This is a genomic window from Velazquezella soli, from assembly GCF_977018685.1.
This window is the reverse complement of the sequence record NZ_CDRNXF010000004.1, coordinates 202,175-226,008: the sequence shown is the minus strand read 5'-3', so window position 1 is coordinate 226,008 and position 23,834 is coordinate 202,175. Positions and strand designations below refer to the sequence as shown.

Below are 23,834 nucleotides of genomic sequence, written 5' to 3'. Positions count from 1 at the left end.
CGCTAAGGGATCAGCGTCAGGCTGCCATCTTCGACCTGGAAGGATTTCAGTTTTTTCAGGAAGGTCATGCCGATCAGCGTGCCGGAAAGCGCTTCGTCGCGCAGCACGAAGGCATCGACCTGTCTGACCCGGACGTTGCCGATCTCGATGCGATCGAGGATGATGCGCGCGCCGTCTGTCTTGCCGTTCGCCGTATTCATCTGATACCGGAAATCGAGACTGTTGACCCCGAAGCCCAGCTTGCGGGCCGTGCTTTCGTTGATGGTGACTGCCGATGCGCCCGTGTCGACCAGCCCTTCCACCGTCTTGCCGTTGATCCGGAACTGGCCGCTGAAATGGCCTCTGCCATCGGCCGACAGCCGCACCCGGCCGGGGGACACGGAAGCGGGTTGGGCCTTCGCAGAGCTCGGCGTTTCCGCAGTGCCGCTCGCAGGCTCCGGCACGCGATCAACAAGCGTCATCACCGCCGGTATCTGCGTTGCAAGCAGAGCTGCGAGGCCAGCGAAAACAAGGGTGCGCAGAAGCATGGTCATCCTTTGCGAGTTCGCCTTGAAGGTAGCAAAGGACAATGAAAAAATGGCCCGCGAAAAGCTTCGCAGGCCATTGGCATGAAATCTAGGTAAGCAAAGTCTGAACTGCGTTACTTCGTGCCGTACATCCGGTCACCAGCGTCGCCAAGGCCGGGCATGATATAGCCCTTTTCATTGAGGTGGCTGTCGATCGAAGCCGTATAGATCTTCACGTCGGGATGCGCGTCCTGGAAATTCTTGAGACCTTCCGGGGCTGCAAGAAGGCAGAGGAAACGGATGTTCTTTGCCCCACGCTCCTTGAGCTTTTCGATCGCGGCGATCGCCGAATTGCCCGTCGCGAGCATCGGATCAACGACAATCAGCAATCGCTCATCGAGATTTTCAGGCGCCTTGAAATAGTATTCGACCGGCTGCAACGTGTCATGGTCCCGGTAGAGGCCGATATGCGAGACACGGGCCGATGGCACCAGCTCGAGCATTCCCTCCAGAAGGCCGTTGCCGGCGCGCAGGATCGAGACGAACACGAGCTTCTTGCCTTCGACGACAGGCGCCTGCATCTGCGTCAGCGGCGTCTCGATCGTCTCCATGGTGAGGTCGAGATCGCGCGTCACTTCATAGCAGAGAAGCATGGAAATCTCGCGCAACAGCCGCCGAAAGCCGGCCGTCGAGGTTTCCTTCTTGCGCATGATGGTCAGCTTGTGCTGCACCAGCGGATGATCGATGACAGTCACGCCGTCCATGGTTTTACCTCTCTGTTATCAGTGTCTTCATCCGGGAAAATGACCGCGCGCGCAAGTCGTCATTGTGCCGCGGTAGCGTCAAACCGGGCAAGCAGTGCGCCGCGGGTCGCCTCGTCCACAAAAGCCGCCTCGATCGCGACACGGGTCATGGCATCGATTTCTGCATCGCTAAAACCCATGATCTCCGCCGCAATGTCGTATTCCCGGGCAAGCGAAGTCTTGAAGAACGGCGGGTCATCGGAATTGATGCAGACCCGCACACCAGCAGCCTTCAGGGCTTTCAGGGGATGGCTCTCGAAATCCGGAAAGACCTGCAGCGCGATATTCGAACCGGGGCAGACTTCCAGCACGGTTCCGAGCTCGACCAGCCGCTCGACCAGAGCGGGATCTTCGATGGCGCGAACGCCGTGGCCTATCCGCGATGGACGCACGAGATCGAGCGCGTCGGACACGCTGAATGCCCCGGAGACTTCGCCGGCATGGATCGTCAGACCAAGACCCGCGTCGCGAGCAATATCGAATGCGCGCGCATAATCGGCAACGCGGCCCATACGCTCCTCGCCGGCCATGTTGAAACCCGTGATCAGCGGGTTCCGGCATCGGGCGGCGTATTCCGCGGCGGCAATCACGCTGTCAGGGCCGAAATGCCGCTCGCCGGTCACGATGATGCGTGTCTCGATCCCGGTCTTTTCCTTCGCGGCGTGAATACCGTCGCAGAGACCGGCGAGATAGGCGTCGGCACCGAGCCCGATGCGGTCGCCATGATCAGGCGATACGATGATCTCGCTGTAAATCGTGTTGCAGGCGGCAAGCTCGCAGAGATAGGTCTCCGTCAGCAGCGCATAGTCGGCTTCTGTTCGGAACAACGAGGCGATGGCGTCGTAGCTCAGGATGAACTCGGAAAAATCCTTCCAGGTATAGGTGTCACCGGAGTGGAGAGGGGCGATGTCCACGCCGTATTTCTGGGCTTGCGCCCGTGCCAGATGCGGCGGCGTGGCACCTTCGATGTGGCAGTGGATCTCGGCCTTCACAAAGTTCTTCGTCACAGAAAACTCCATCCGTGTCTTCCGGCAGGAATGCCGAGATGGGCAGCGACTGTCTCACCGATGTCGGCGAAAGTCGGCCGAAGCCCGATCGAGCGGGAGCGAATGCCGGGACCGAACGCCATGATCGGCACCCGCTCGCGTGTGTGGTCGGTGCCGCGCCAGGTCGGATCGCAGCCGTGGTCGGCGGTGATGATCACCATATCGCCCGGTTGAAGCCGGCGATGCACTTCCGGAAGCGACCGGTCGAACTCTTCGAGAGCGGCCGCATAGCCCGCGACGTCGCGACGGTGTCCGTAGAGCATGTCGAAATCGACGAAGTTGGTGAAGACGAGATCGCCTTGCTCGGCTTGCGCCATCGTGTCGAGCGTCGCATTCATCAGGGCGTGGTTGCCGTTTGCCTTGATCACGCGGCTGATGCCCTGGTGCGCGAAGATATCACCGATCTTGCCGACGGCGTGGACGGTTCGGCCCGCCGAAACCAGCCGGTCGAGCAATGTCGGCTCCGGCGGCAGCACTGAATAGTCGCGCCGGTTGCCGGTTCGCTCGAACGTCTCCGGCGTCTCGCCAGTGAATGGTCGGGCAATCACCCTTCCGATATTCAAGGGATCGAGCAGCGTCCGCACGGTCTCGCACAGCTTCAACAACCGCTCCAGCCCGAAATGGGTCTCGTGCGCGGCGATCTGGAAGACGCTGTCGCTGGACGTATAGCAGATCGGCTTGCCCGTCCGGATATGCTCTTCTCCGAGTTTTGCAATTATGTCTGTGCCCGAAGCGTGGAAGTTGCCGAGAATGCCGGGGATTTCGGCTTCGCGGCAGATCGCCTCGACGAGTTCGGGCGAAAACGCATCGCCTTCGGTCGGGAAATAACCCCAGTCGAAGGTGACCGGCGTGCCGGCGATTTCCCAATGTCCCGACGGCGTGTCCTTGCCGAGCGACAGTTCGTTTGCCGCGCCGTGAAGGCCGAAGACGCGTTCGGGCCGCTGCATGCCGATCGGGTAGTCGCCGCTGGCAAGCTTTGCGATTTCGAGCAGGCCGAGCGAGGACATGTTCGGAAGGCTGAGCGGTCCCTGCCTCAAGCCGGCTCGGTCCGCGGCACCAGCGGCGCAGAATTCGGCAATATGGCCGAACGTGTTGGAGCCAAGGTCATTATACGCCTGCGCATCCTGGCCGCCGCCGACGCCGAAGGAATCGAGAACGAAGAGGAAGGCCCGTGCCATCTGTCACCCGGAAATTGAAATCGCCTGTGCGGACAAGTGACACAAATCACCTGCCCGGATGGCGATACATATAGTCGCGCGATCATGTTGGCAAAGGGGAAGCAGAGGACCGCGTCAGCAGCCGTTACAGTCGATACTGGTTCCGACGCGTTGACGGTAGTAGTACTGGCGGCTGAGCGTGATCGTCTGGAGCTGAGGTGGAAGCAGTCCCGGCATGATCATCAGCAACTTGTGCGTAACCGATAGCTCTGTACGCACCAGAAACGTGCTGGCTGTGCGCATGTCGCTCGGAACGTTGACGGTGCTGCCCACCGCGTACGGCTTGCCGTTAGACTGATCCCACGACCAGGCAACGGTCGGATTGCTGTTTGCGTCCAGCTGCACGCCGGTGATCTTCAGGCTCAGGTTCTGCGGCGCGTAGGGCGCAAAGATGCTGCCCGTCACATCCTTCATTGTGGCAAGCCACGTCGGGGTCACGCTCGCCTGCTGGGTCGTAATGTCGGCAATCGTGCTTGCGGAACTCGCGGTTCGCTTGGAGACACTGAGCGCAATCGTCAGCTCGAATGCCGTGATGTAGAGAAAGATCAGAAGCGGCACGATCAACGCGAACTCGACGGCGCCCGCGCCCTTCGTGTCAAGGATCAATGCCCTGAAGCGGCAGAGCCATCCGGTCTGTGCAGCCCGCCTGGTTGTTGGGGTCGCCATCACGGATAGTCCTCGTTCTGGAATGCAGCCGTTTCGACGATCAGGAAGTAGTTGGGCCGTGTCCCGTTGGTTGGCCGGACATTGGTTATGTAGGGCCGCACCAGATCGGTGATGACCTCCCATTTGTAATAGGCCCTCAGCATATTGACGGTCTTTGGCCCGCCCGGCGAATAGTAGTTGATGGAGGCCGTATCCAGTTCGCCGAATGTCGTGTTTGCGGGTGTCCGGGGCACTGTCTTCGGGATCGCTGAGAAGGTCGTAAAGGTGCGAACGTCGAGCCAGAGCTTGTTCGGGGTCGCGATTTCCGATGCATCGCATTTGATCAGGATCGCAATCTCGCCGCAGAACGCGGTCCGGAATTTCGTCCGGTCCATATCGGTGCCGGGACGGCCGAGAGCGTAGGTGATGTTGCCTGTTCTGATCTTGCGGGCCATCGTGTCGACGGCATTGGCAACCAGTTGCTCGCCGGCGAAGGCAACAAAGGTTTCGATGATGGCAAAGACGATCACGAAATAGGGGATGGCCAGGAGCGCAAATTCGATCGCCGCGGCACCATCCGTGGACCGGCTGAACCGGCGCCATGGACGCCGAGAGTGCGTCGCCGGCACGCGCGACGCGCCAGCGCCGTCAGTGTGCCTATCGTTCTGATGCATTGCCGCCCCCGGTCCATTCGAGCCGCAATACTAGGAGGGGAATATTGATATTCCGTTGCCGAATGGGATTAGAGTTTAGGCACCTGTGTTCACGTAGAGCAGGTCGGGCGACGCAGCTGGGCAATTTTGTGTCTGGCGTCGTATCAGATCAAGGCCGTCAGGGCGTTGCACCAGCCGTATTCTTGAATTCCACATGCTGCTCGCAGTTGGGCGTGCAGGAGAGAACAGAGCGCTCGGTCTGACGGTACACGCGAACCGTATTGCCTTCGTCAATAGAGACGAGAATACGTTCGTCGGCAATTGCATTGCCGTCCTCATCGAGCAGGACGAGATTGGTCGTTCCAAACGCACGGCCCGTCAGGACGATGGTTGTCGGGTCGGCCACGGTCGCGTCGGCGACTTCCGCGTTGCCAACAATCACCTTGGCCACTGGCCTATCCAGTTTCAGTACCCGCGCGTGATTCATGAACACGCGCACAAGGCCGTCTTCCTGCGCCAATGCCGGGCCGCTGAGGCTTGTGGCAATGCCGCAAAGGCATGCGAAGGCAACGAGCATTTTGCGCACAACCATCGTGGTGGCCTTTGAATCGATGAACAGTCGTGTCTCAAAGATGGCGTGGAATGGTGAATGAAGCCTTAAGTAAACATCTCGAGGCTGAGCTTTCCGAAACGTTAACCAATGATGACAGGAGCAAGAGCGGCATTTCCGTGCAAAAATGCGGCTGCAAATATCCCATATCCGCATGTTTATGATATTTTATTAGGTAAATATAATGTTCGGGGACGCAGTTTTCGATTTGAATGATGCTGTTGGTGGGTTGTTTACCCAATGTGCCGTATCAGCGGAGTTAACACTTTGGAAAGGTTCTTCGTTAAGTCGATAGCAATCGTCTAGGGTTAGTTTGGGTTATCCGAACAGCGGAAAACAGTTGTCGGTAAGTGCTGAACCGTAGGTGGGAATAGGAGATTCCATGTCCAAGATTTTTGCTCGTTTTATGAAGGATGAGTCTGGTGCGACCGCCATCGAGTATGGCCTCATCGCAGCTCTCATTTCCGTGGCCCTGATCGCCGGTGCGACCACGCTCGGCGGCGCTCTGAACAACCAGTTCAAGAACCTCGCTACCAAGCTGAACCAGCAGTAAGTTCTTAAGAACCGTGATGTCTATGTGTAGACCGCCCCACCAGGGGCGGTTTTACAGCTTTAGGCCTTGATACATAAGATCGAGGGACGCGGCGCCAAAAGGATGCTTGAAATGGTTGTCATTGTAACCTTGATCGTTCCATTCTGTCTTGCGCTCGCTGCCATCAGCGATCTTTTCACCATGAAGATCCCGAACAAGCTGTCTGCCGCTATCCTCGTTTCGTTTCTCGTCTTCGCACCGCTGGTCGGTCTTGGATGGGCGGACTATGGGATGAGTTTTGCCGCAGCTTCCGCCGTGTTTGCTGTGTGCTTCATGCTGTTTGCGATGAACGTGATGGGCGGCGGCGATGCCAAGCTTCTGACGGCAACGGCAATCTGGTTCGGATTTACGCCCGCCCTGATTTCGTTTCTGGTGACCGTCGCCTTCGTCGGCGGATTTATTACACTCATCTTCCTGCTGTTGAGAGCAAACGCCAATACAGCAATGGCAATGGGGATCCGCCTGCCGGCTTCGCTGGTGACAGAAAGCAAGATTCCCTATGGTATCGCGATCGCGATCGGCGGCTACTTGACCTTCCAGCAGTCGCCTGTCGTCAATCTTGTGCTTCTCTCCGCAAGCTAATCGACGCGCACGGCAGGGTAACATTGCGTTAACCCAAATCGTAAGCTTCCTATTAACCATAATTACACCATTCCGGCGCATGCTCTCGAGGATTGATTTGTATTCCTCCGAGGAAGCTCATGAAGCCCGCTCGTCTTATGATTCTCGCAGTCGCAGTTGTAGCGGCAGGTCTTGCCGGCCTGCTGGCGATGCGCCTTACTGGTCAGAAGGGCCCGGACCTCGTCGAGACGGTCATCCAGCGGGAGCCGACGACGAAAGTTCTCGTTTCGGCTGAGAACATTCCCGTCGGAAGCCGGCTCAATGACAAGTCGGTCCAGTGGGTAGAGTGGCCGAACGGCAGCGTCGTCGAAGGCTTTATCACGAGCGACGCCCGGCCGGATGCCATCGCCGATGTCGCCGGCTCTGTCGTTCGCCTGCCGATCTTCAAGGGCGAGCCAATCCGCGCCGAGAAGATTGCAGACTCCTCCAGCCGCATCATGTCCTCGCTGCTTCCGTCCGGAAAGCGCGCTGTCGCGACCGAGATTTCCGTCGCCACCGGTGCCGGCGGCTTCGTGCTCCCCAATGACCGCGTCGACGTGATCATGGTGCGCGAGAACAAGGACAGCGGCAATTTCATCACCGAAAACGTCCTCAACAACGTCCGGGTGCTCGCGATCGACCAGCAGATCCAGGAGGCGCCGGATGGCAGCAAGTCGGTGGTCGGAACGACCGCCACGCTGGAACTGACCCCCGATCAGGCAAAGATCATCACGGTGGCGCAGCAGATGGCAGAGCGCCTGACGCTTGCTCTCCGTTCGGTCGCGGATGCCCAGGAAGCCGATACGGTTGCAGCAGATTATCTGCTGCATGGCGGCGGCAAGGCAGAGGTCCAGGTCATCAAATCAGGGGCGATCGTCAAAAGTTCTGCCTCACAGCAGACGAAGTGAACGGGGCGGGCACATGAGCAAGCTAAGAGCCAGAATTCGTAGGTCCTCGGTCGCCGGGATAGCCCTCTGCCTGTCGGTATCGGGTTTTCCAGGCGGATACGCGCCGGTCGGTCTGTCGGTCCGCGATGCAGTGGCCGCTTCCGATGCCAACCTTATCCGCATCACCGAAGGCGGCCCTGGCGTGAAACGCCGAGTCCAACTCGGTTTGAACAAGGCGCTGGTTGTCGATCTCCCGGCCGATGCGCACGACATCCTGGTCGCAGATCCTTCGCTTGCCGATGCGGTCACGCGAACCTCGCGCCGCATCTACCTGTTCGGGAAGACTGTCGGCCAGACCAATATCTTTGTGTTCGGCCCGAACGGCGAGGAGATCGTCAGTCTCGACGTCGAGATCGAACGCGACATCTCCGGTCTGCAGCAGAACCTTCGCCGGTTCCTGCCGGAATCCGACATCAAGGTCGAGATCATCTCCGACAACATCGTGCTGTCGGGCACGGTGCGCACGCCGCAGGATTCGTCGCAGGCGGAAAAGCTCGCGCGCGCCTTCCTCAAGGGCGGTGAAGCAACCACCCGCAACATCACCGCACAGGGCAATAACGGCGATGCGGATATCTTCGCCGAAAACCGCCAGCAGTCGCAGATCGTCAACCTGCTGACGATCGAGGGCGAAGACCAGGTCACGCTCAAGGTCACGGTTGCGGAAGTCAGCCGCCAGGTCCTGAAACAGCTTGGTTTCAACGGCTCGATCAGCGGCAACAAGGGTAGCTTCTCCTTCTTCAATCCTGCGAATCTGGGGAATGCTGTCAGTCTGGGAAGCCAGGGGGCATTGTCTGGCTCCGTTGGTGCAGCCACTCTCGCCACAACCATGAATGCCATGGAACAGGCCGGCGTCATGCGCACGCTTGCCGAACCAAGCCTGACGGCGATTTCGGGTCAGCAGGCTAAATTCTATGTTGGCGGCGAGTATCGACTGCCAGCGGAGCAGGAAGTCAACGTTGACGACGAAACCCGCAAGACGACGGTCAACCGATCCATCACCACCGTGGACTATGGCATCGAGCTGAATTTCAAGCCGATCGTTCTGTCGCCTGGCCGTATCAGTTTGAATATCGAAACCAATGTTTCGGAGCCGACCTATGAGGGTTCCGTAACGACGGGCAACGGCACAAGCCTGAGCGTTCCGGGCAACACCTACATGTCGATCCGCAAGCGCGAAGCCTCAACCACGGTCGAGCTTCCCTCCGGCGGTTCGATCGTTATCGCCGGCCTCGTGCAGGACAATGTCCGCCAGGCGATGTCTGGACTGCCGGGCATCTCTAAGGTTCCTGTCTTCGGTACGCTGTTCCGCAGCAAGGACTTCATCCGCAACGAGACCGAACTCGTCATCATCGCGACGCCCTATCTCGTAAGGCCTGTGGCCCGCAACGAGATCGCCCGCCCGGATGACAACTTCAATCCTGAGAACGACGCGGCTTCCTTCTTCCTGAACCGCGTCAACAAGATCTACGGCCGCAATGAGCCGGCCAAAAGCGGTGGCAGCCAGTATCATGGCTCCGTCGGCTTCATCTACAAGTAAGCGGGGATCGATCATGACCATCACATCGACATCGGCCTCCGCTGCAAAGCGTCGCCAAATCCGGTCTGCCCTGGGCATTGCGGCACTTGCCGCGCTTTTGTCCTCCTGCGGCAACAACATGACGACCGGCTCGGTTCCAGACGACTACCGCACCCGTCATCCGATCGTTCTGGCGGAGGGTGAATCCTCGTTGGATATTCCGATTGGATCGGGCGACGTTCGTCTGACGATCGGACTGCGCGACACGGTGAAGGGTTTCGCACAGCGGTTCGTATCCTCGCCTGCCGGCGTCATCCAGGTCCAGGTTCCGCAGGGCTCATACAATGCCGGTGCTGCATCGCATCTGGCTGGCGACGTTCGCCGCACCCTGATCGCCAACGGCATCAAGCCACAGCGCATCCTGATGACGAGCTATGGAGCCTCGCCGACCGGCGATGCGGCCCCGATCCGGCTTTCCTTCGTCACGACAAAGGCGATGACCGGCCAGTGCGGCAAATGGCCGGCAGACCTGTCGAACGATACCTACAACAACAGCAACTGGTACAATTTCGGCTGCGCCTCGCAAAACAACCTGGCCGCCCAGATCGCCAACCCGTCGGACCTGATTGCTCCACGCGGAATGACGCCGATCGATGCCACGCAGCGCGCCGGTGTGATCCGCACTTACCGCGGCGAGACGACAACCAGCGACAGTGGCAGCGGCACGACGATCAACATCAACGGCAACTGACGGCGGCCTTGAACCGGAGAGAACCATGAGCGCGATCAACTACGAAATTCGCGGTTCCGGCCAGGAGGAGATCTCGGGCGCCGAGCCGGAGCGGAACGGCGACATGGAGGCCCTGCGGCCTCTGCCGCGCATTTCCATCCACGCCTTTTGCGAAAGCGACACCATGCAGCGGATGATGGACCGCATGGGCCGCGACCGTCGCATGGCAAAAGTCAATCTGCGTGTCACAAGCGGCAGCGTTGCTGCAGCCGCCAACATGGTTGCGTCGTCACCAACCCCCAATCTGGTCATTCTCGAGACCGATGCGGAGCCAAGAAACCTGCTGCACGAGCTGACACCGCTTGCGGAAGTCTGCGACCCGACGACCCGTGTGATCGTCATCGGGCGCTATAACGATATCCCGCTTTACCGCGAACTGATCCGCAACGGCATATCGGAATATCTTGTCGGTCCTGTCGAGATGGCGGACATGCTGGCATCGATTTCGGCCATTTTCGTCGATCCGGAAGCCGAGCCTCTGGGCCGTTCGATCGCCTTTGTCGGCGCCAAGGGTGGCGTCGGTGCATCGACCATTGCGCATAACTGCGCATTCGGCATTTCCAGCCTGTTCTCCACCGAAACCATTCTTGCCGATCTCGACCTGCCGTTCGGGACCGCCAATATCGATTTCGATCAGGATCCGGCCCAGGGTATTGCCGAAGCGGTGTTTGCACCCGAGCGCCTCGACGAAGTTTTTCTCGATCGCCTGCTGACCAAATGCTCCGAACACCTCTCGCTTCTGGCCGCCCCCTCGCTGCTCGACCGGGCCTATGATTTCGACAGCATGGCTTTCCAGCCGATCATCGAGGTCCTGCAGCGCTCGGCGCCCGTGGCTGTTCTCGATATCCCGCATGGCTGGTCGGAATGGACCCGTTCGGTTCTCGCGTCGGTGGACGAGGTGGTCATCTGTGCGGCTCCCGACCTTGCCAACCTGCGCAACACCAAAAACATGATCGATGCGCTGAAGAAGCTGCGTCCCAACGACCGCGCTCCGCATCTCATCCTCAACCAGGTCGGCATGCCGAAGCGCCCGGAGATTGCGCCTGCCGATTTCGTCGAGCCGCTTGAAATCGAACCGATCGCCATCCTGCCTTTCGATGCGCAGTTGTTCGGCAATGCCGCAAACAGCGGTCGGATGATCTCGGAAATCGACGCCAAATCTCCGATGGCCGAAACCTTTTCGCAGATTGCTCACATCGTCACCGGTCGGGTGGCCATGAAGAAGGCGAAAAAGGGCGGTCTCGGCAAGGTCATGCAAATTCTCGGCCGCAAATAGTCAGACGTTTAGGGACTGGATCAAATCATGTTTGGAAAGCGCGGAAACGAAGGTTCTGGGAAGAGCGTCGGCTTGATGCCGCCCGTCTCTGCGCCGCCTGCCATGACGCCGCAATCGGCCATGAAATCCACAGCACCGGAGATTCTGGCCGAGCCCGTGCGCGATACAGGCGGAGTACGCCAAGCCGTCGCACCGCCACCGCTTGCGCCACCGGCCGCCGGCCGTCGTCGCCAGGCCCGCACCGAACAGTATTACGATACCAAGAGCCAGGTTTTCTCAGCACTTATCGATACGATCGATCTGTCGCAACTTGCCAAGCTCGATGCCGAGAGCGCGCGCGAGGAAATCCGCGACATCGTCAACGACATCATCACGATCAAGAATTTCGCGATGTCGATTTCCGAGCAGGAGGAACTGCTCGAGGACATCTGCAACGACGTGCTGGGCTATGGTCCGCTGGAGCCGCTTCTGGCCCGCGACGACATTGCCGATATCATGGTCAACGGCGCCGGCCAGACCTTTATCGAAGTCGGCGGCAAGACGATCGAGTCGGAGATCCGCTTCCGCGACAACGCGCAGCTCCTGTCGATCTGCCAGCGCATCGTCAGCCAGGTCGGCCGCCGCGTCGACGAAAGCTCGCCGATCTGCGACGCCCGTCTGCCGGACGGTTCGCGCGTCAACGTCATCGCGCCGCCACTGGCGCTCGACGGGCCTGCTCTCACCATCCGCAAGTTCAAGAAGGACAAGCTGACGCTCGATCAGCTGGTCAAGTTCGGAGCGATCACGCCTGAAGGCGCAACTGTTCTGCAGATCATCGGCCGCGTCCGCTGCAATGTCGTCATTTCCGGCGGTACCGGCTCTGGCAAGACCACGCTTTTGAACTGCCTGACGAGCTATATCGACAAGGACGAGCGCGTCATCACCTGCGAGGATACGGCCGAACTGCAATTGCAGCAGCCGCATGTCGTGCGTCTCGAAACCCGGCCGCCGAACATCGAAGGTGAGGGCGAGATCACCATGCGCGACCTCGTCAAGAACTGCCTGCGTATGCGCCCGGAACGCATCATCGTCGGCGAAGTGCGCGGACCCGAAGTGTTCGACCTTCTGCAGGCGATGAACACGGGCCACGACGGATCGATGGGCACGATCCACTCCAACACACCGCGCGAATGCCTGAGCCGCATGGAATCGATGATCGCCATGGGCGGCTTCACCCTGCCGGCTAAGACCGTTCGCGAGATCATCACGGGATCGGTCGACATCATCATCCAGGCGGCACGTCTGCGCGACGGTTCCCGCCGCATCACCCAGATCACCGAGGTGATCGGCATGGAAGGCGACGTGATCGTCACCCAGGACCTGATGCGCTACGAAATCGAAGGCGAGGATGCCAATGGTCGCCTGATCGGCCGCCACGCATCGACCGGTATTGCCAAGCCGCATTTCTGGGATCGCGCACGCTACTTCGGCGAGGAGCGCCGTCTGGCGGCAGCTCTCGACGCGATGGAAATGGTAAAATCTTGAGAGCGGATCAGAGATAGGTCTCGCGGGAGCGACGGATGTTCGGACTGGATATGACCGTTGTGTTGATCATCGCTCTGGCGGCCGTAGCCGCCGGTGCGGTCTGCTATGCGCTGCTGTTTTCCCGCATCGAGGTCGAGAAAAAGACCGATGCGCGGTTGAGCCGGGTCAAGAGTGCGGAAACCGACCTGACCCGCATGAAGGCATCGCGGGATCGGGTCCAGGAGCTTTCCAAGCGCCGCAAGTCGGTCCAGGACAGTCTCAAGGACCTCGAAAAGCAGCAGCAGGAAAAAAACAAGAAGATGGGCGACCGCAGCCTGAAGGCGCGGCTGCCGCAGACCGGTCTGTCTCTCACCGTCCCACGCTTCTACGTCTACAGCGCCGTGTTCGGACTTTTCGTCTTTCTGGTGACGTTGATCGCCGGCTTGCCGCTGCTTGGCGCCACCGGTGCCGCGTTTGCGGCGAGCCTTGGGTTTCCGCGCTGGGTCGTCGGTTTCCTGATCAAACGCCGTCAGGCCAAGTTCCTGGACGAGTTCGCCAATTCGCTGGATGTCATGGTTCGCTCGATCAAGTCGGGACTGCCTCTCAATGATGCCATCCGGCTGATCGCGTCGGATGGTCAGGAGCCGGTCAAGACCGAGTTCCGGCGCGTGGTGGACTCCCAGCAGATCGGCCTCAGCATCCCCGAAGCCTGCGCACGCATGCTGCAGACGATGCCGCTTTCGGAAGTCAACTTTTTCGCCATCGTCATCGCCATCCAGAGCCAGGCTGGCGGCAATCTTTCCGAAGCGATCGGCAATCTTTCGCGCGTCCTGCGCGAGCGCAAGAAGATGAAGGCCAAGGTGAAGGCGCTGTCGATGGAAGCCAAGGCTTCCGCGTGGATCATCGGCTCATTGCCCTTCGTCGTGTCGACGCTCGTCTATCTGACCTCGCCGGACTACATATCGATCCTTTTTACAGACCCACGCGGCCATATCATCATGCTCTTCTCCGCAGTCTGGATGGGCATCGGAATTTTCGTGATGCGCAACATGATCAACTTCGAGATCTGAGGAGAACCGCACGTGAAGGATCTCGCCGCCACCTTAACCGATCCGGCCATGTTGTTTGCGCTTCTGGTCGCCGTCGCAGTGTTTGCGACCTGCTACACGCTGGCGATCCCCTTCATGGAAAAGGGAACGCTCGACAAGCGCATGAAAGCGGTTTCGACCGAGCGCGACGCAATCCGCGCCCGTGAGCGCGCGCGAATGAACGATCTGTCGAAGGCATCGCTGCGCACCCAGAACAACCGCTCTGCAAGTCACATCGTCGACCGGTTCAATCTGCGCGAAGCGCTTGTCGATGCCAATACGGTGAACAAGCTGCGCGCCGCAGGTCTGCGCACCCAGAACGCCCTCAACTTGTTCCTGGCGGCGCGTTTCATCCTGCCGTTCTGCTTCCTCGCAGCAGCCGCGGTGTGGATCTTCGTGCTTGGCAATCTGGAATCCAAACCGATTGCCATCCGCATGCTGGCGGCCATCGGGTTCGGCTATCTGGGCTTCTACGCTCCCAACATCTATATTTCCAACCGTATGAAAAAGCGGCAGCATTCGATCAAGAGAGCCTGGCCCGATTCGCTCGACCTGATGCTGATCTGCGTGGAGTCAGGGATCTCGATCGAAGCCTCCATGCGCCGGGCGGCCGAGGAGATCGGCACCCAATCGCCTGAATTGGCGGAAGAACTGGTGTTGACCACGGCGGAGCTGTCCTTCCTTCAGGATCGGCGCACGGCTCTCGAAAACCTCGGCATCCGCACTCAGCTTGATATTGTGAAGGCCGTGGCGCAGGCGCTGATCCAAGCCGAACGCTATGGTACGCCCATCGCGCAGGCTTTGCGCGTTCTGGCTCAGGAAGGCCGTGACGAGCGCATGAATGACGCGGAAAAGAAGGCTGCGGCGCTTCCGCCGAAGCTGACCGTCCCGATGATCCTGTTCTTCCTGCCGGTCCTCATCGCCGTTATCCTCGGCCCGGCCGGCATCCAGGTCTCCGACCGGTTCTGACCGGCAGCCTGATAACCGCCCGCATTGGCTCAAAAGCAAAAACCGCCATCCCGATGGAAATGGCGGTTCTGTTTCGCTGAAATTGTCGAAGCCGACTGGATCAGTTGACCGCCGTCGTGCCCTTGTCGCTGTCGGCGAGTTTGCGCCAGGAGTTCTGCTGGGAGAGCATGGAGCGCAGGTAGGTCACGTTGGCATCGGCCTGCTGCTGGGAGAGTTCGCGGCGAGCGATGCCCTCTGCCTCTGCGAAGCGTCCCTGCAGACCGACGACGAGCGCCAGGTTCTGGCGCACGCGGCTGTCGGCGCCCGGCTGTTGCGAGGCGTTCTTCATGTAGCTTTCGGCAGTCTTCAGATCGCCGGAGAGAACATAGGACATGCCGAGGTTGGACATGACCGTCGGCTCGTTCGGCCGTGTGTTCAGGGCCTGGCGATATTTCGCGCGAGCTTCCTGCGAGCGGCCGAGCTGATCGAGAACGGCACCTTCCGCCGAATAGAGGCGCCAGTCGGGATGGTCAGGAGTCTGCGCGCGGTTGATCGTTGTCAGTGCCTGTTCGAGCTGGCCGGCGCCTGCCTGTGCCTTGCCATAGGCGGAAAGGACATCGCGATCTGCAGGATGCGCAATCGCCACCTGCTGCATTACGGCGAGTGCCTGGGTGTTCTTGCCGGTCATGCCGAGAACGTTGGCGTAGCGCAGGCCGATATCCTTGTTGCTCGGGTTCTTGACATAAGCAGCGCCGATGGAGCGTTCCGCTTCAGCGAGTTCGCTTGCGTTCATGCCATCCAGCGGCGCAGCGGAGATCCTCTGGGGAATCGAGCCCGTCGTCAGCGTATCGCGCTTGCTCGTGGTACACCCCGTCACAGACAGTGCCAGAAGAACGATCGCGGTTGCCTGCGCAAGCGGCGCGAGCGCGAACAGCCGGGACGAGCGAGACGGGGTGGCGACAGATGCAGTCATCGATGGCGATCTCGTTGGGGGCGTCGTTCAATCGTCGTCCGGTCTAGCAGCCGATTGTCGTCGGCGCTTTGCGAACACATTTGAAAGAAAGGAATAAACTGTTAACCCTAACGATCCGTTAAAATGAACGTTTCCAGATCCTTGCGAAGGCTGCCATGACCCCATACCAGCATACCGTCCGTCCAGCACTGTTCAGCTCTATGGGTGTTGCGACCCGGCCCGTCCATGCCGTCACGCCCGCGGATCTGGAGAACGGTCGTCTCGACGCGGCGGTCACCGACTGGGCGAGGGCTGCAGGCTTCAAGGCCGAAGCCGGCGCATTCACCTTGCTGCCGGGCAAGGACGGCGGCGTTGCCGGCGCGCTGTTCGGACTGGGCAAGAACCCGTCGGAGCAACCGTTCGTCGCGGGAAAGCTGTCAAAGCTGCTTCCGCCAGGTGATTGGCATCTGGAAGGCGAGGGCGTATCGCCCGAGCAGTTCGCGCTCGGATTTGGTCTCGGCAGCTATTGCTTCAGCCGTTACAAGACTGAAAAGTCGAAGGATGTCCGCCTCGCCATTGGAGCTTCTGCGGATGCGGCAGATCTCGAGCGCCAGCTTGCCGGTGTGTTCCTCGCCCGCGATCTCGTCAACATCCCGACCAACGAGATGGGGCCGGACGAACTGGACGCAGCCTTCCGGGCGCTCGGCGCGCAGTACGGCGCAACCGTCACCACGATCGTCGGTGATGACCTGCTGACACAGAACTTCCCGCTCATCCACACGGTCGGTCGCGCCAGCGCCTCGCAGCCGCGTCTCCTCGAGATGCGCTGGGGCAAAAAGGGCGATCCGCGGGTCACGCTGGTCGGCAAGGGCGTGTGCTTCGATACCGGCGGTCTCGACATCAAGGGCGCCGCCAACATGGCGCTGATGAAGAAGGACATGGGCGGTGCCGCCAATGTCATGGGTCTTGCGTTGATGATCATGGATGCAGGCCTGGCGATCGATCTTCAGGTTCTGGTGCCCGCGGTTGAAAACTCGATCTCATCCAACGCCTTCCGTCCCGGCGACATCTACAAGAGCCGCAAGGGCATCACCGTCCAGATCGACAATACCGATGCGGAAGGCCGGCTCGTGCTGGCCGACGCGCTCGCCTATGCGGACGAGACCCCGCCGGAGCTGCTGATCGACATGGCGACGCTGACGGGTGCCGCACGCGTCGCGCTCGGCACAGAACTCGCCCCCTATTTCACCGACGACGAGGCGCTCTCAGCCAAACTTACGGCAGCAGCAGGCTCGCAGGCGGATCCGATGTGGCGACTGCCTTTGTGGATGGGCTACGACAAGGACATCCGGTCTCGCGCCGCCGACATCACGAACGCGCCTTCCGGTGGCATGGCCGGTGCGATTACCGCGGCGCTGTTTCTCAAACGCTTCGTCACGGCCGCAAAGAGCTGGGTGCATTTCGATATCTATGCCTGGGTTGCAGCGGACAAGCCGCATGCCTCCGTCGGCGGCGAAGCATTCGCGATCCGGGCGCTCTACAAGGTCATCAAGGACATGGCGGCGAGGTAAGGTCGCGGGCGCGGAAGATGCGGTGCCAAACGAAGCGGTAAGATCTCGCACCTAAGATGCTCGACACAAGCAATCTTGGAGGCGGGATGGCCGCAGACTTAACCGCAACGCAGGCACTCGGCCTCTGGCATCGCGTTTCGCTGGAACAGGTGAAGCGCGACGAGCGGGATCTCACCTTGCGCCAGTTGTCGATCCTCCTGCATATCTATCTCGTGCCGCCGCCCCACACGGTGCGTGGCTTGGCCGCCACCCTCGCCGTCACCAAGCCGGTAGTCACCCGCGCACTCGATACGATGGGTGCGCTCGGTCTGGTCGATCGGGTGAGAGACGAGCGCGATCGCCGCAATGTCGTGATAAAGCGGACCGTGGCCGGCGCCCTTTACCTCGAAAATCTCGGCGACCTCATCATCCGTGAAAGCCGCCGCACGGCTGCCGCATAGTGCGACGAACCTGCTGATAAATCCGATCTGACCCTGGAACACACAAAGATGACCGATCTCGACAAACGCCTCCATGCCTTCCGTGCCGACCTTGCCGATGCGGCGCTCGAAGGTCGCGTCGATGCCCCCCGCTTCGTGCAGGGCGTCGCAGCCCAAATCGCCGTCCCCGTTGCCCCGCTTCGCCCGTCACCGGATCTCGAAAGCGGTATCGACACGCAACTCCTGTTCGGTGAAACCGTGCGTGTCTTCGACCGCAAGGATGGCTTCGTCTGGGTCCAGGCCGATCAGGATGGCTATGTCGGTTACCTCCCGGACGTGATGCTCGACGTCGTCGAACAGGCGACGCACCGTATCGCCACGCAGCGCACCTTCGTCTATCCGGGCCCGGAATTGCGCAAGCCGCCGCTTCGCGCACTGTCGATGGGCAGCCGCGTGACGATCGTCGGCAAAAGCGAAACCCGCGGCACCCACTATTTCACGCTGGCCGGCGGCGGCGCCGTAATTGCCGACCACTGCCTGCCGATCTCGGAAGTTGCCGGCGACGACTATGTCGCGGTCGCTCTCCGGTTCCTGGAAACGCCCTATCTCTGGGGCGGGCGCACGGGCTTCGGCATCGACTGCTCCGGCCTCGTCCAGCTGTCGATGGCGATGATCGGCAAACCGGTACCGCGTGACAGCGACATGCAGGCAGCCTTTGGTGGGAGAATCGATGCCGAGGATCTCCGCCGCGGCGATCTCGTCTTTTGGAAGGGCCATGTCGGAATCATGGAAGACCCGGAAACCCTGCTCCACGCCAACGGCCACACGATGACTGTGGCGCGCGAAAATTTCAAAGCCGCTGTGGAGCGGATAGGCTGGCTCTACGGACAGCCGACCGATTACCGCCGCTTTCCATGATCCGGGCGCAACGATCACGCAAATGTGGGATCGCATCCGCTGGCACCGTGGCGTTGCACCTCTTATTTCGTGAAGGTGATAGAGTGCCGACAGGGACAGAAAAATGCTGAAGGGTGCATGGATTTTACCAGCCGCGATGCTGATGGGGGTCGTCGTAACGGCCCTTGTTCCTGATGACACGATGGCTGCGGAAGGCGACGTGTTCACCCAGTCGCCCCAGACCTTCTTCAAGAACCTGCCCGGCGTGAAACCGACGGAAAGCCTCGTCAAGTCGGATCCCGATTCCTATTCGTGCACCAGTGATATCGGCTACGTCTCGGAATTGAGGTCAGGGCCGGGCGCCCGCTTCTGGGATGACGTGCCGCGGCGGCTGTATCACTGCGAAACGAACAACGGCATTCGCTATACGGGCACGCAGATGCCGAATACGCACTGGGTCCCAGGCATCAACCCGCGGCATCTTCCGAAGTAGAGCGGAGGTGTTTACGAGGCTTCACACGTCTCTCTCGGATTGGGGTTGACGCTGAGAGGCAGTCGCTAGGTCATCAGCCCGCGGATATACTGGCGCAATTCGCATTCCTCGCGAGGGACGCGTTTGACGCTGAATATCCCGTCGAAGGTTGATACACCGATATGTGGAGAGCGCATCGACCGGGGTACGCGCTGAGCGTAGACCGCGCCGTTGCCTGATCTAATCTGGTCGATCAACTCCGGCGTAATTTTAATGGCCGTGCAGTAATCGCAGAAGGTAATCGGGTGAGCGTAGTTTACGCCCGCCATTGAAAGGCTCGCTGCGACGGTAGGAGGGATGACCTCTTCGCTATTGAACCCGCACGGAGCCATAGGAAAATTCTCGACGAATAGGCGCGCAATCCGAGCGAATATGCGATTGCTGTAGAACTGGCCTTCCGCCTGCCCAGCGAAGTACGACGTTAGCCCGAGACTGGCGACGAAGTTGCGGACGGACATATCGCTCGCGACGTCGGTGCGGAAACCTCCCCAATCGGCAGCAAGGTCGTAGATCTGGACATGAGACCCCATTGCATACTTGGACACATACTCACTAAGCCCTGGCTTCACGAGAAGTTCGTTGGATGAAATCAGAACGACGCGATCGAAGTCGGCGCCCCGCTCGAGCGCGTAGAGATAGTTGCTGACATGCGTATGGAGGAGGCCCGCGTTCCATCTGGTCTCGTATGAACTAGGATTGATCAGGACATTCGGAAGGTCGCACTCCCGACGAAACTCGTCCTGCAGCGCGGCGGCTCCCGCTGATATGTGGATGGCAATTGTTGAGCCGGGGCAGAAGTAATTAATGTTTGCGATTTGATCCCGCACGATGGCGGGCATTTCATGGACCGGCAGGGAAAAGAGGATTTTGGTCATCAACGGGCCTGGCTCAGAAAAATTGACGATGGCGTTGGAACACTGCGGCGACTTAACCATCTTCCGATTGTGACATCACGTTCTCCCAGGCTTCGTATCGATCAGCCGGCAAACTGACCGCATAGACGTCTTTCAACACACACGCTCCGAGATGAACCGGCCGCAGAGACCTTGGTTTAGCGCGCGCGTGGAGAGCTCCGTCGCCCGTCTTGAGTTGGTGAAGAACAGCTTCCGATATGTCCATCTGAGCGTTGGCAGCCGTGAACGTGATGGGCAGTGAGACGTTCGTGCCGGTAAAACCAAGCCACATGTTAAGCGTTGGAGGTAAGATCTGCTCCGTCGGAAAACCGCACGGCTCCATCGGAAACGATTCCATGTACATGCGCTCCAGATGGGCGAAGACACGTCGGCTGAAGAACTGACCTTCCGCCTGCCCGCCAGCGAAGAGCGGAAGCCCAAGCAGGGACAGGAAGTGTTTCATACCGGCCGAGTCTAAAACCTCAGGCCGAAACACAGACCAGTTGTTCGCGGTCTCTATGCTTTCATAGAGCTCGGTCTGAGCGCCCGTTGTGAACCGCTTCGTATACTCGCCTAATCCGGATTTGATGAGCAGGTCCTCCGCTGAGAAAAGGACGATCTTGTCAAAATCTAGAGACTGCGCAACGGCATGTTGGAAGTTGCTGACATGGGCATGTAAAACGCCCTCCTGCGGCCTGATCTCATAGGAATTTGGATTGAAGAAGACGTTGCAGGAGCCGCTGCTTTGAGGGACATCGCCTCCTCGAAATGTCGAGCCCCGCGCATGATGAACGCAGATAAACGACCCAGGCGAGAAACGATCGATTGCCGAAATCTGACGCTCGAGAACTTCCGGGCTACCATTCGCAGTGATCGAGAAAAGCAATTTTTCCATAGGGACACCTGGTCGTTAAATGGCGATTGCGTTGCATTCGACGACTGAAGACCGAGCATCGTTGCTGCTGCATGCGTTACGTGCATTGGCTGTCCTGAGGCTTATCTGGATCTTGGAGTATCGGAGCTGATCCGAGATTGTATCTCAGTCCGTGTTGCGACGTTGAGCATCGATCCAATGATCACTGGAGTGGTGTTGGTGAGGCCCTCGACAGAGCAGAGGGCAAGGACCAAACCTCACTGGCAGATCAATAGCCTTGAACAGTCTTTCCAAGACCTCATCCGCACCATCCATTCCTTGGGGGACAATGGTTACTCATCGCGCGTGTCATGCGCCGCGGAGACGCAGACAGAACAAGACCTGCACAATCAGTGGCTTATAGCTAAAGCCAATAGTAAAATGGGAATGGTGCCCAGAAGAGGACTCGAACCTCCACACCCTTTCGGGTACCAGCACCTGAAGCTGGCGCGTCTACCAATTCCGCCATCTGGGCGACGGAGAGCGATGTACGAGGGACACCGGGTCAAGTCAACAGGGTTTTTGAAGTTTTCATGTCAGGCCCCGAAAAACTTTCAAAAACCGTCCTAACCCGCGGTGTCGACTTCGGTTTTGGCTTGGTGTCGGTCGATGTGGCCAAGGTCCCGGTCGGGGTCGAGGATATCGCGAACCCGCTGCTTCAATTCCTTGGGACCAGGAAAACCGCCATCGCGTTTGCGCTCCCAGATCAACGCGCCGTCGATGCGGATCTCGAATGCTCCGCCGGTGCCCGGGATAAGCCCGACCTCGCCTAGCGAATCACCGAATGTCTGCAGCATTTCCTGCGCCATCCAGCCGGAGCGCAGCAGCCAGTTGCACTGGGTGCAGTAGAGGATGGTGATATGCGGTTTGTCCGTCATGCAACTCAACTCCTGTTTCAGTCCGCGTCGGCAACCAGTTTGACCATGGTCGCCAAGTCTGCGTCGCCATAGCCGGCGTCCAATGCCGCCTCGAAGCTTGCAAGCGACGCCGAGATCGCAGGGATGGAGATCCCGAGCTCCTCTGCAAAATCGCGCACCAGCCGCGCATCCTTCACCGCACCCGACACAGGAAACCCGACCGTGTCCGTCTCACCTGAAATGACAGGAAGCCTGCTCTTCATCGCCGGGCTCGCAGCCGGGCTTCCCGCAAGGATTTCTAGGATCTTCGCTGAAGAGAGGCCGGCGCTCTTGCCTAGCAGCAGTGCCTCCTTGAGATTCTGCCACAGTCCCATCAGCATCATGTTGTTGACGAGCTTGGCCGATGCGCCATCTCCGAGTTTTCCCACATGCAGCGCACGGTCGGAAAGCGTTTCCGCAACGGGCCGGAAGCGCTCGTGGTCTTCAGGCGAGCCGCCGATATAAAGCCCGACCTTTCCCTGAAGCAGCATCTCCGGGCCGCCGGCGATCGGCGCGTCGAGGAGGCCGGCACCCGATCGACCGATGGCCTCCTGGTGGCTCCGCAGAGTCATAGGGCTGACCGTGCTGGTATCGACGATCAGCTTGCCCGTAAGGTCCGTAGCCGCGAGTGTGTTAAGCACATCATGCACCGCCTGATCGTCGATCAGGGCAAGAATGATGACGTCGGAACGCTCTGCTAGGGAGGAAAGGTCTTCAACGGCATCAATGCCGAGAGCCCTCTGCCGCGCACCAAAAGCGTCGCTTCGGCTCCAGCCGGTGACAGCGAAGCCCTGTTGTGCAAGGCGGGCTGCCATGGCGCTTCCCATCCGTCCGAGACCGACGATACCGACACGCTCTTTGTTCAAACCCGTTTCCTTCATGGCAGGCGCATATCCCTCTTGTTCCATCCCTTATCCAGTGGCATCTTCTTGTTTAGGGTCAGCTGAGGGAGGCTAAATTGTACAAGTTTCAGGTCTACAAGGACAAGACTGGTGAGTTCCGTTTCCGCTTCAAAGCGTCGAACGGCGAAACGATGTTTATCTCTGAAGGATACAAGCAGAAGGCGTCGGCAATCAACGCGATCGAATCGATCAAGAAGAATGCGCCTGGTGCCACAACCGAAGACGGTACAACCGCCACCGTTTGACGGTTTGAATGTTCGTCTGCCGGATTCCAACGTAAGGTTTTAGCGCAGACACAATGTCCGATCCGCAGATCTTTGGAACAAATTCCTTGTGGTCGCATTGTCTCTGCTGAAACGGAGGAAACAAACATGGCTTACGATCCAAACTCGAATAACACCCGCCCTGACCTTCGCACCACCCCGGAGACGCGTAAAAGCTCTTCCTGGATGGGCTGGGTAGCCATTCTGGCAGTTATCGTCGTCGGCGCGTTTGTCTGGTCGCAGATGGGTGGCTCGACCACCGATCCTGCCACGACATCCTCGACCGCAACGCCGCCTGCTGTCACGGAACCGGCAGCACCTGCTCCGGCAACGCCAGCAGCGCCTGCTCCGGCCGCACCGGCTCCTGCTGCACCGGCAACGGGCGGTACGACCCAGCCGTAACAGGCAGGGAAAGACCATCGATCGAACCGCTCGTCCGCAAGGACGGGCGGTTTTTCGTTTGCGGGGGGACGCCCCCGCGTCGTTAACCTTTTGTTAACCAAATTTGCCGACCCTTCGATGACGCCTCAACCCCATCCGTCTGTCGAAGGAGAGAGCATGAAGCTCGTTACCATCGAAAACAAAATCGTCGAGAACAGCCATCATACGTTGATCGTGATGCGGGATGGCCCCACCTGCCAGGCGGTCCGGGTCCTCAACGATGACGGAATCGGCAGCGTGCGATCAAAGCTCTCCCTGATGGAGACGATCGCCAGCCGCAAACTGGACCATGGGGAAGTGGCATTTGACGGCTGCGTCTGGATCACACCGGCGGACCTTCCGCATCCCTTCCTCCCGGCGAAACATTGAAGCCGCCGGGGCGTGATGCAGGCAACAGGCCCCGGCCATGCGGGGA

At 59.6% G+C, this 23,834-nt stretch carries 28 protein-coding genes and 1 tRNA gene; 16 read left to right on the top strand and 13 right to left on the bottom strand.

The genetic code is table 11. From position 1 onward, the window contains the following. Positions 1-2 precede the first annotated feature (2 nt). The 7 genes from AC0JZ8_RS04740 to AC0JZ8_RS04710 form a co-directional block, all read right to left on the bottom strand. Positions 3-527: a TIGR02281 family clan AA aspartic protease gene (locus tag AC0JZ8_RS04740; protein WP_471893325.1), complete on the bottom strand. Its 525-nt coding sequence runs from the start codon at positions 525-527 to the stop codon at positions 3-5. A 113-nt stretch (positions 528-640) separates the two neighbouring features. Further along, complete coding sequence (upp, locus tag AC0JZ8_RS04735; protein WP_062454129.1) at positions 641-1,270, bottom strand: uracil phosphoribosyltransferase; 630 nt, start codon at positions 1,268-1,270, stop codon at positions 641-643. A 59-nt stretch (positions 1,271-1,329) separates the two neighbouring features. Next, on the bottom strand, positions 1,330-2,316 hold the full coding sequence (locus AC0JZ8_RS04730) for an adenosine deaminase (RefSeq protein ID WP_471891932.1): 987 nt from the start codon (positions 2,314-2,316) through the stop codon (positions 1,330-1,332). Continuing rightward, positions 2,313-3,533 (bottom strand): phosphopentomutase, encoded by a 1,221-nt coding sequence (locus AC0JZ8_RS04725; protein WP_471891931.1) that lies wholly within the window; start codon positions 3,531-3,533, stop codon positions 2,313-2,315. The genes AC0JZ8_RS04730 and AC0JZ8_RS04725 overlap by 4 nt, the downstream gene beginning before the upstream one ends. Positions 3,534-3,647: 114 nt before the next feature. Then, positions 3,648-4,238, bottom strand: coding sequence for a TadE/TadG family type IV pilus assembly protein (locus AC0JZ8_RS04720; protein ID WP_092663895.1), 591 nt, complete (start codon positions 4,236-4,238; stop codon positions 3,648-3,650). Next, the gene (locus tag AC0JZ8_RS04715) at positions 4,238-4,891 is read right to left on the bottom strand and encodes a TadE/TadG family type IV pilus assembly protein (protein ID WP_062454126.1); all 654 of its coding nucleotides are present in this window, start codon (positions 4,889-4,891) and stop codon (positions 4,238-4,240) included. The genes AC0JZ8_RS04720 and AC0JZ8_RS04715 overlap by 1 nt, the downstream gene beginning before the upstream one ends. Before the next feature lie 157 nt (positions 4,892-5,048). After that, a complete protein-coding gene (locus AC0JZ8_RS04710; RefSeq protein WP_092664131.1) occupies positions 5,049-5,447 on the bottom strand; it encodes a pilus assembly protein N-terminal domain-containing protein in 399 nt (132 codons plus the stop codon). Positions 5,448-5,862: 415 nt separating this feature from the next. Here AC0JZ8_RS04710 and AC0JZ8_RS04705 point away from each other — a divergent pair, with 415 nt between their 5' ends. From AC0JZ8_RS04705 to AC0JZ8_RS04665, 9 genes are all read left to right on the top strand, one after another. Further along, on the top strand, positions 5,863-6,033 hold the full coding sequence (locus AC0JZ8_RS04705; RefSeq protein WP_062454124.1) for a Flp family type IVb pilin: 171 nt from the start codon (positions 5,863-5,865) through the stop codon (positions 6,031-6,033). Positions 6,034-6,135: 102 nt separating this feature from the next. Next, positions 6,136-6,654: an A24 family peptidase gene (locus tag AC0JZ8_RS04700; RefSeq protein WP_471891930.1), complete on the top strand. Its 519-nt coding sequence runs from the start codon at positions 6,136-6,138 to the stop codon at positions 6,652-6,654. 119 nt (positions 6,655-6,773) lie between these two features. After that, the gene (gene cpaB / locus AC0JZ8_RS04695) at positions 6,774-7,580 is read left to right on the top strand and encodes a Flp pilus assembly protein CpaB (RefSeq protein ID WP_062454122.1); all 807 of its coding nucleotides are present in this window, start codon (positions 6,774-6,776) and stop codon (positions 7,578-7,580) included. Between the two features lie 13 nt (positions 7,581-7,593). After that, positions 7,594-9,156 carry a type II and III secretion system protein family protein gene (locus AC0JZ8_RS04690; RefSeq protein ID WP_062454121.1) on the top strand — a complete coding sequence of 521 codons (1,563 nt, stop codon included), beginning with the start codon at positions 7,594-7,596 and terminating at the stop codon, positions 9,154-9,156. Between the two features lie 13 nt (positions 9,157-9,169). Then, entirely contained in the window at positions 9,170-9,886 is a 717-nt protein-coding gene (locus tag AC0JZ8_RS04685) for a CpaD family pilus assembly protein (RefSeq protein WP_209902838.1), read from the top strand. A 25-nt stretch (positions 9,887-9,911) separates the two neighbouring features. Beyond that, positions 9,912-11,201, top strand: a complete 1,290-nt coding sequence (locus tag AC0JZ8_RS04680; protein ID WP_471891929.1) for an AAA family ATPase — start codon at positions 9,912-9,914, stop codon at positions 11,199-11,201. A gap of 27 nt (positions 11,202-11,228) precedes the next feature. Beyond that, complete coding sequence (locus AC0JZ8_RS04675) at positions 11,229-12,725, top strand: CpaF family protein (protein ID WP_062578692.1); 1,497 nt, start codon at positions 11,229-11,231, stop codon at positions 12,723-12,725. A 35-nt stretch (positions 12,726-12,760) separates the two neighbouring features. Then, complete coding sequence (locus AC0JZ8_RS04670) at positions 12,761-13,774, top strand: type II secretion system F family protein (protein ID WP_113166919.1); 1,014 nt, start codon at positions 12,761-12,763, stop codon at positions 13,772-13,774. A 48-nt stretch (positions 13,775-13,822) separates the two neighbouring features. Then, complete coding sequence (locus AC0JZ8_RS04665; protein ID WP_062580105.1) at positions 13,823-14,761, top strand: type II secretion system F family protein; 939 nt, start codon at positions 13,823-13,825, stop codon at positions 14,759-14,761. Between the two features lie 100 nt (positions 14,762-14,861). On the opposite strand, the gene AC0JZ8_RS04660 is transcribed toward AC0JZ8_RS04665, so the two are convergent. Then, complete coding sequence (locus tag AC0JZ8_RS04660) at positions 14,862-15,713, bottom strand: tetratricopeptide repeat protein (RefSeq protein ID WP_162734904.1); 852 nt, start codon at positions 15,711-15,713, stop codon at positions 14,862-14,864. 155 nt (positions 15,714-15,868) lie between these two features. Here AC0JZ8_RS04660 and AC0JZ8_RS04655 point away from each other — a divergent pair, with 155 nt between their 5' ends. The 4 genes from AC0JZ8_RS04655 (at position 15,869) to AC0JZ8_RS04640 (ending at position 19,072) form a co-directional block, all read left to right on the top strand. Then, positions 15,869-17,263 (top strand): leucyl aminopeptidase family protein, encoded by a 1,395-nt coding sequence (locus tag AC0JZ8_RS04655; protein WP_471891928.1) that lies wholly within the window; start codon positions 15,869-15,871, stop codon positions 17,261-17,263. A gap of 86 nt (positions 17,264-17,349) precedes the next feature. Beyond that, positions 17,350-17,703: a MarR family transcriptional regulator gene (locus AC0JZ8_RS04650; RefSeq protein WP_184654226.1), complete on the top strand. Its 354-nt coding sequence runs from the start codon at positions 17,350-17,352 to the stop codon at positions 17,701-17,703. Positions 17,704-17,751: 48 nt separating this feature from the next. Beyond that, on the top strand, positions 17,752-18,600 hold the full coding sequence (locus AC0JZ8_RS04645) for a C40 family peptidase (RefSeq protein ID WP_471891927.1): 849 nt from the start codon (positions 17,752-17,754) through the stop codon (positions 18,598-18,600). 103 nt (positions 18,601-18,703) lie between these two features. Then, positions 18,704-19,072 carry a hypothetical protein gene (locus AC0JZ8_RS04640; protein WP_062454111.1) on the top strand — a complete coding sequence of 123 codons (369 nt, stop codon included), beginning with the start codon at positions 18,704-18,706 and terminating at the stop codon, positions 19,070-19,072. A 65-nt stretch (positions 19,073-19,137) separates the two neighbouring features. Here the strand turns inward: AC0JZ8_RS04640 and AC0JZ8_RS04635 are convergent, their stop codons facing one another. From AC0JZ8_RS04635 to AC0JZ8_RS04615, 5 genes are all read right to left on the bottom strand, one after another. Beyond that, the gene (locus AC0JZ8_RS04635; protein ID WP_471891926.1) at positions 19,138-19,986 is read right to left on the bottom strand and encodes a hypothetical protein; all 849 of its coding nucleotides are present in this window, start codon (positions 19,984-19,986) and stop codon (positions 19,138-19,140) included. Between the two features lie 52 nt (positions 19,987-20,038). After that, on the bottom strand, positions 20,039-20,899 hold the full coding sequence (locus tag AC0JZ8_RS04630) for a hypothetical protein (RefSeq protein WP_325263826.1): 861 nt from the start codon (positions 20,897-20,899) through the stop codon (positions 20,039-20,041). A gap of 406 nt (positions 20,900-21,305) precedes the next feature. Continuing rightward, a tRNA-Leu gene (locus AC0JZ8_RS04625) sits at positions 21,306-21,392 on the bottom strand. A gap of 91 nt (positions 21,393-21,483) precedes the next feature. Continuing rightward, on the bottom strand, positions 21,484-21,795 hold the full coding sequence (locus AC0JZ8_RS04620) for an Rdx family protein (RefSeq protein WP_471891925.1): 312 nt from the start codon (positions 21,793-21,795) through the stop codon (positions 21,484-21,486). Positions 21,796-21,812: 17 nt separating this feature from the next. Beyond that, entirely contained in the window at positions 21,813-22,694 is an 882-nt protein-coding gene (locus AC0JZ8_RS04615; RefSeq protein ID WP_471893324.1) for an NAD(P)-dependent oxidoreductase, read from the bottom strand. A gap of 77 nt (positions 22,695-22,771) precedes the next feature. Here AC0JZ8_RS04615 and AC0JZ8_RS04610 point away from each other — a divergent pair, with 77 nt between their 5' ends. From AC0JZ8_RS04610 to AC0JZ8_RS04600, 3 genes are all read left to right on the top strand, one after another. Next, positions 22,772-22,960 carry a YegP family protein gene (locus AC0JZ8_RS04610; RefSeq protein ID WP_062454108.1) on the top strand — a complete coding sequence of 63 codons (189 nt, stop codon included), beginning with the start codon at positions 22,772-22,774 and terminating at the stop codon, positions 22,958-22,960. Positions 22,961-23,086: 126 nt separating this feature from the next. Beyond that, positions 23,087-23,380 carry a hypothetical protein gene (locus tag AC0JZ8_RS04605; RefSeq protein WP_062454107.1) on the top strand — a complete coding sequence of 98 codons (294 nt, stop codon included), beginning with the start codon at positions 23,087-23,089 and terminating at the stop codon, positions 23,378-23,380. Between the two features lie 156 nt (positions 23,381-23,536). Further along, complete coding sequence (locus AC0JZ8_RS04600; protein ID WP_062454106.1) at positions 23,537-23,788, top strand: hypothetical protein; 252 nt, start codon at positions 23,537-23,539, stop codon at positions 23,786-23,788. Positions 23,789-23,834: the final 46 nt, after the last annotated feature.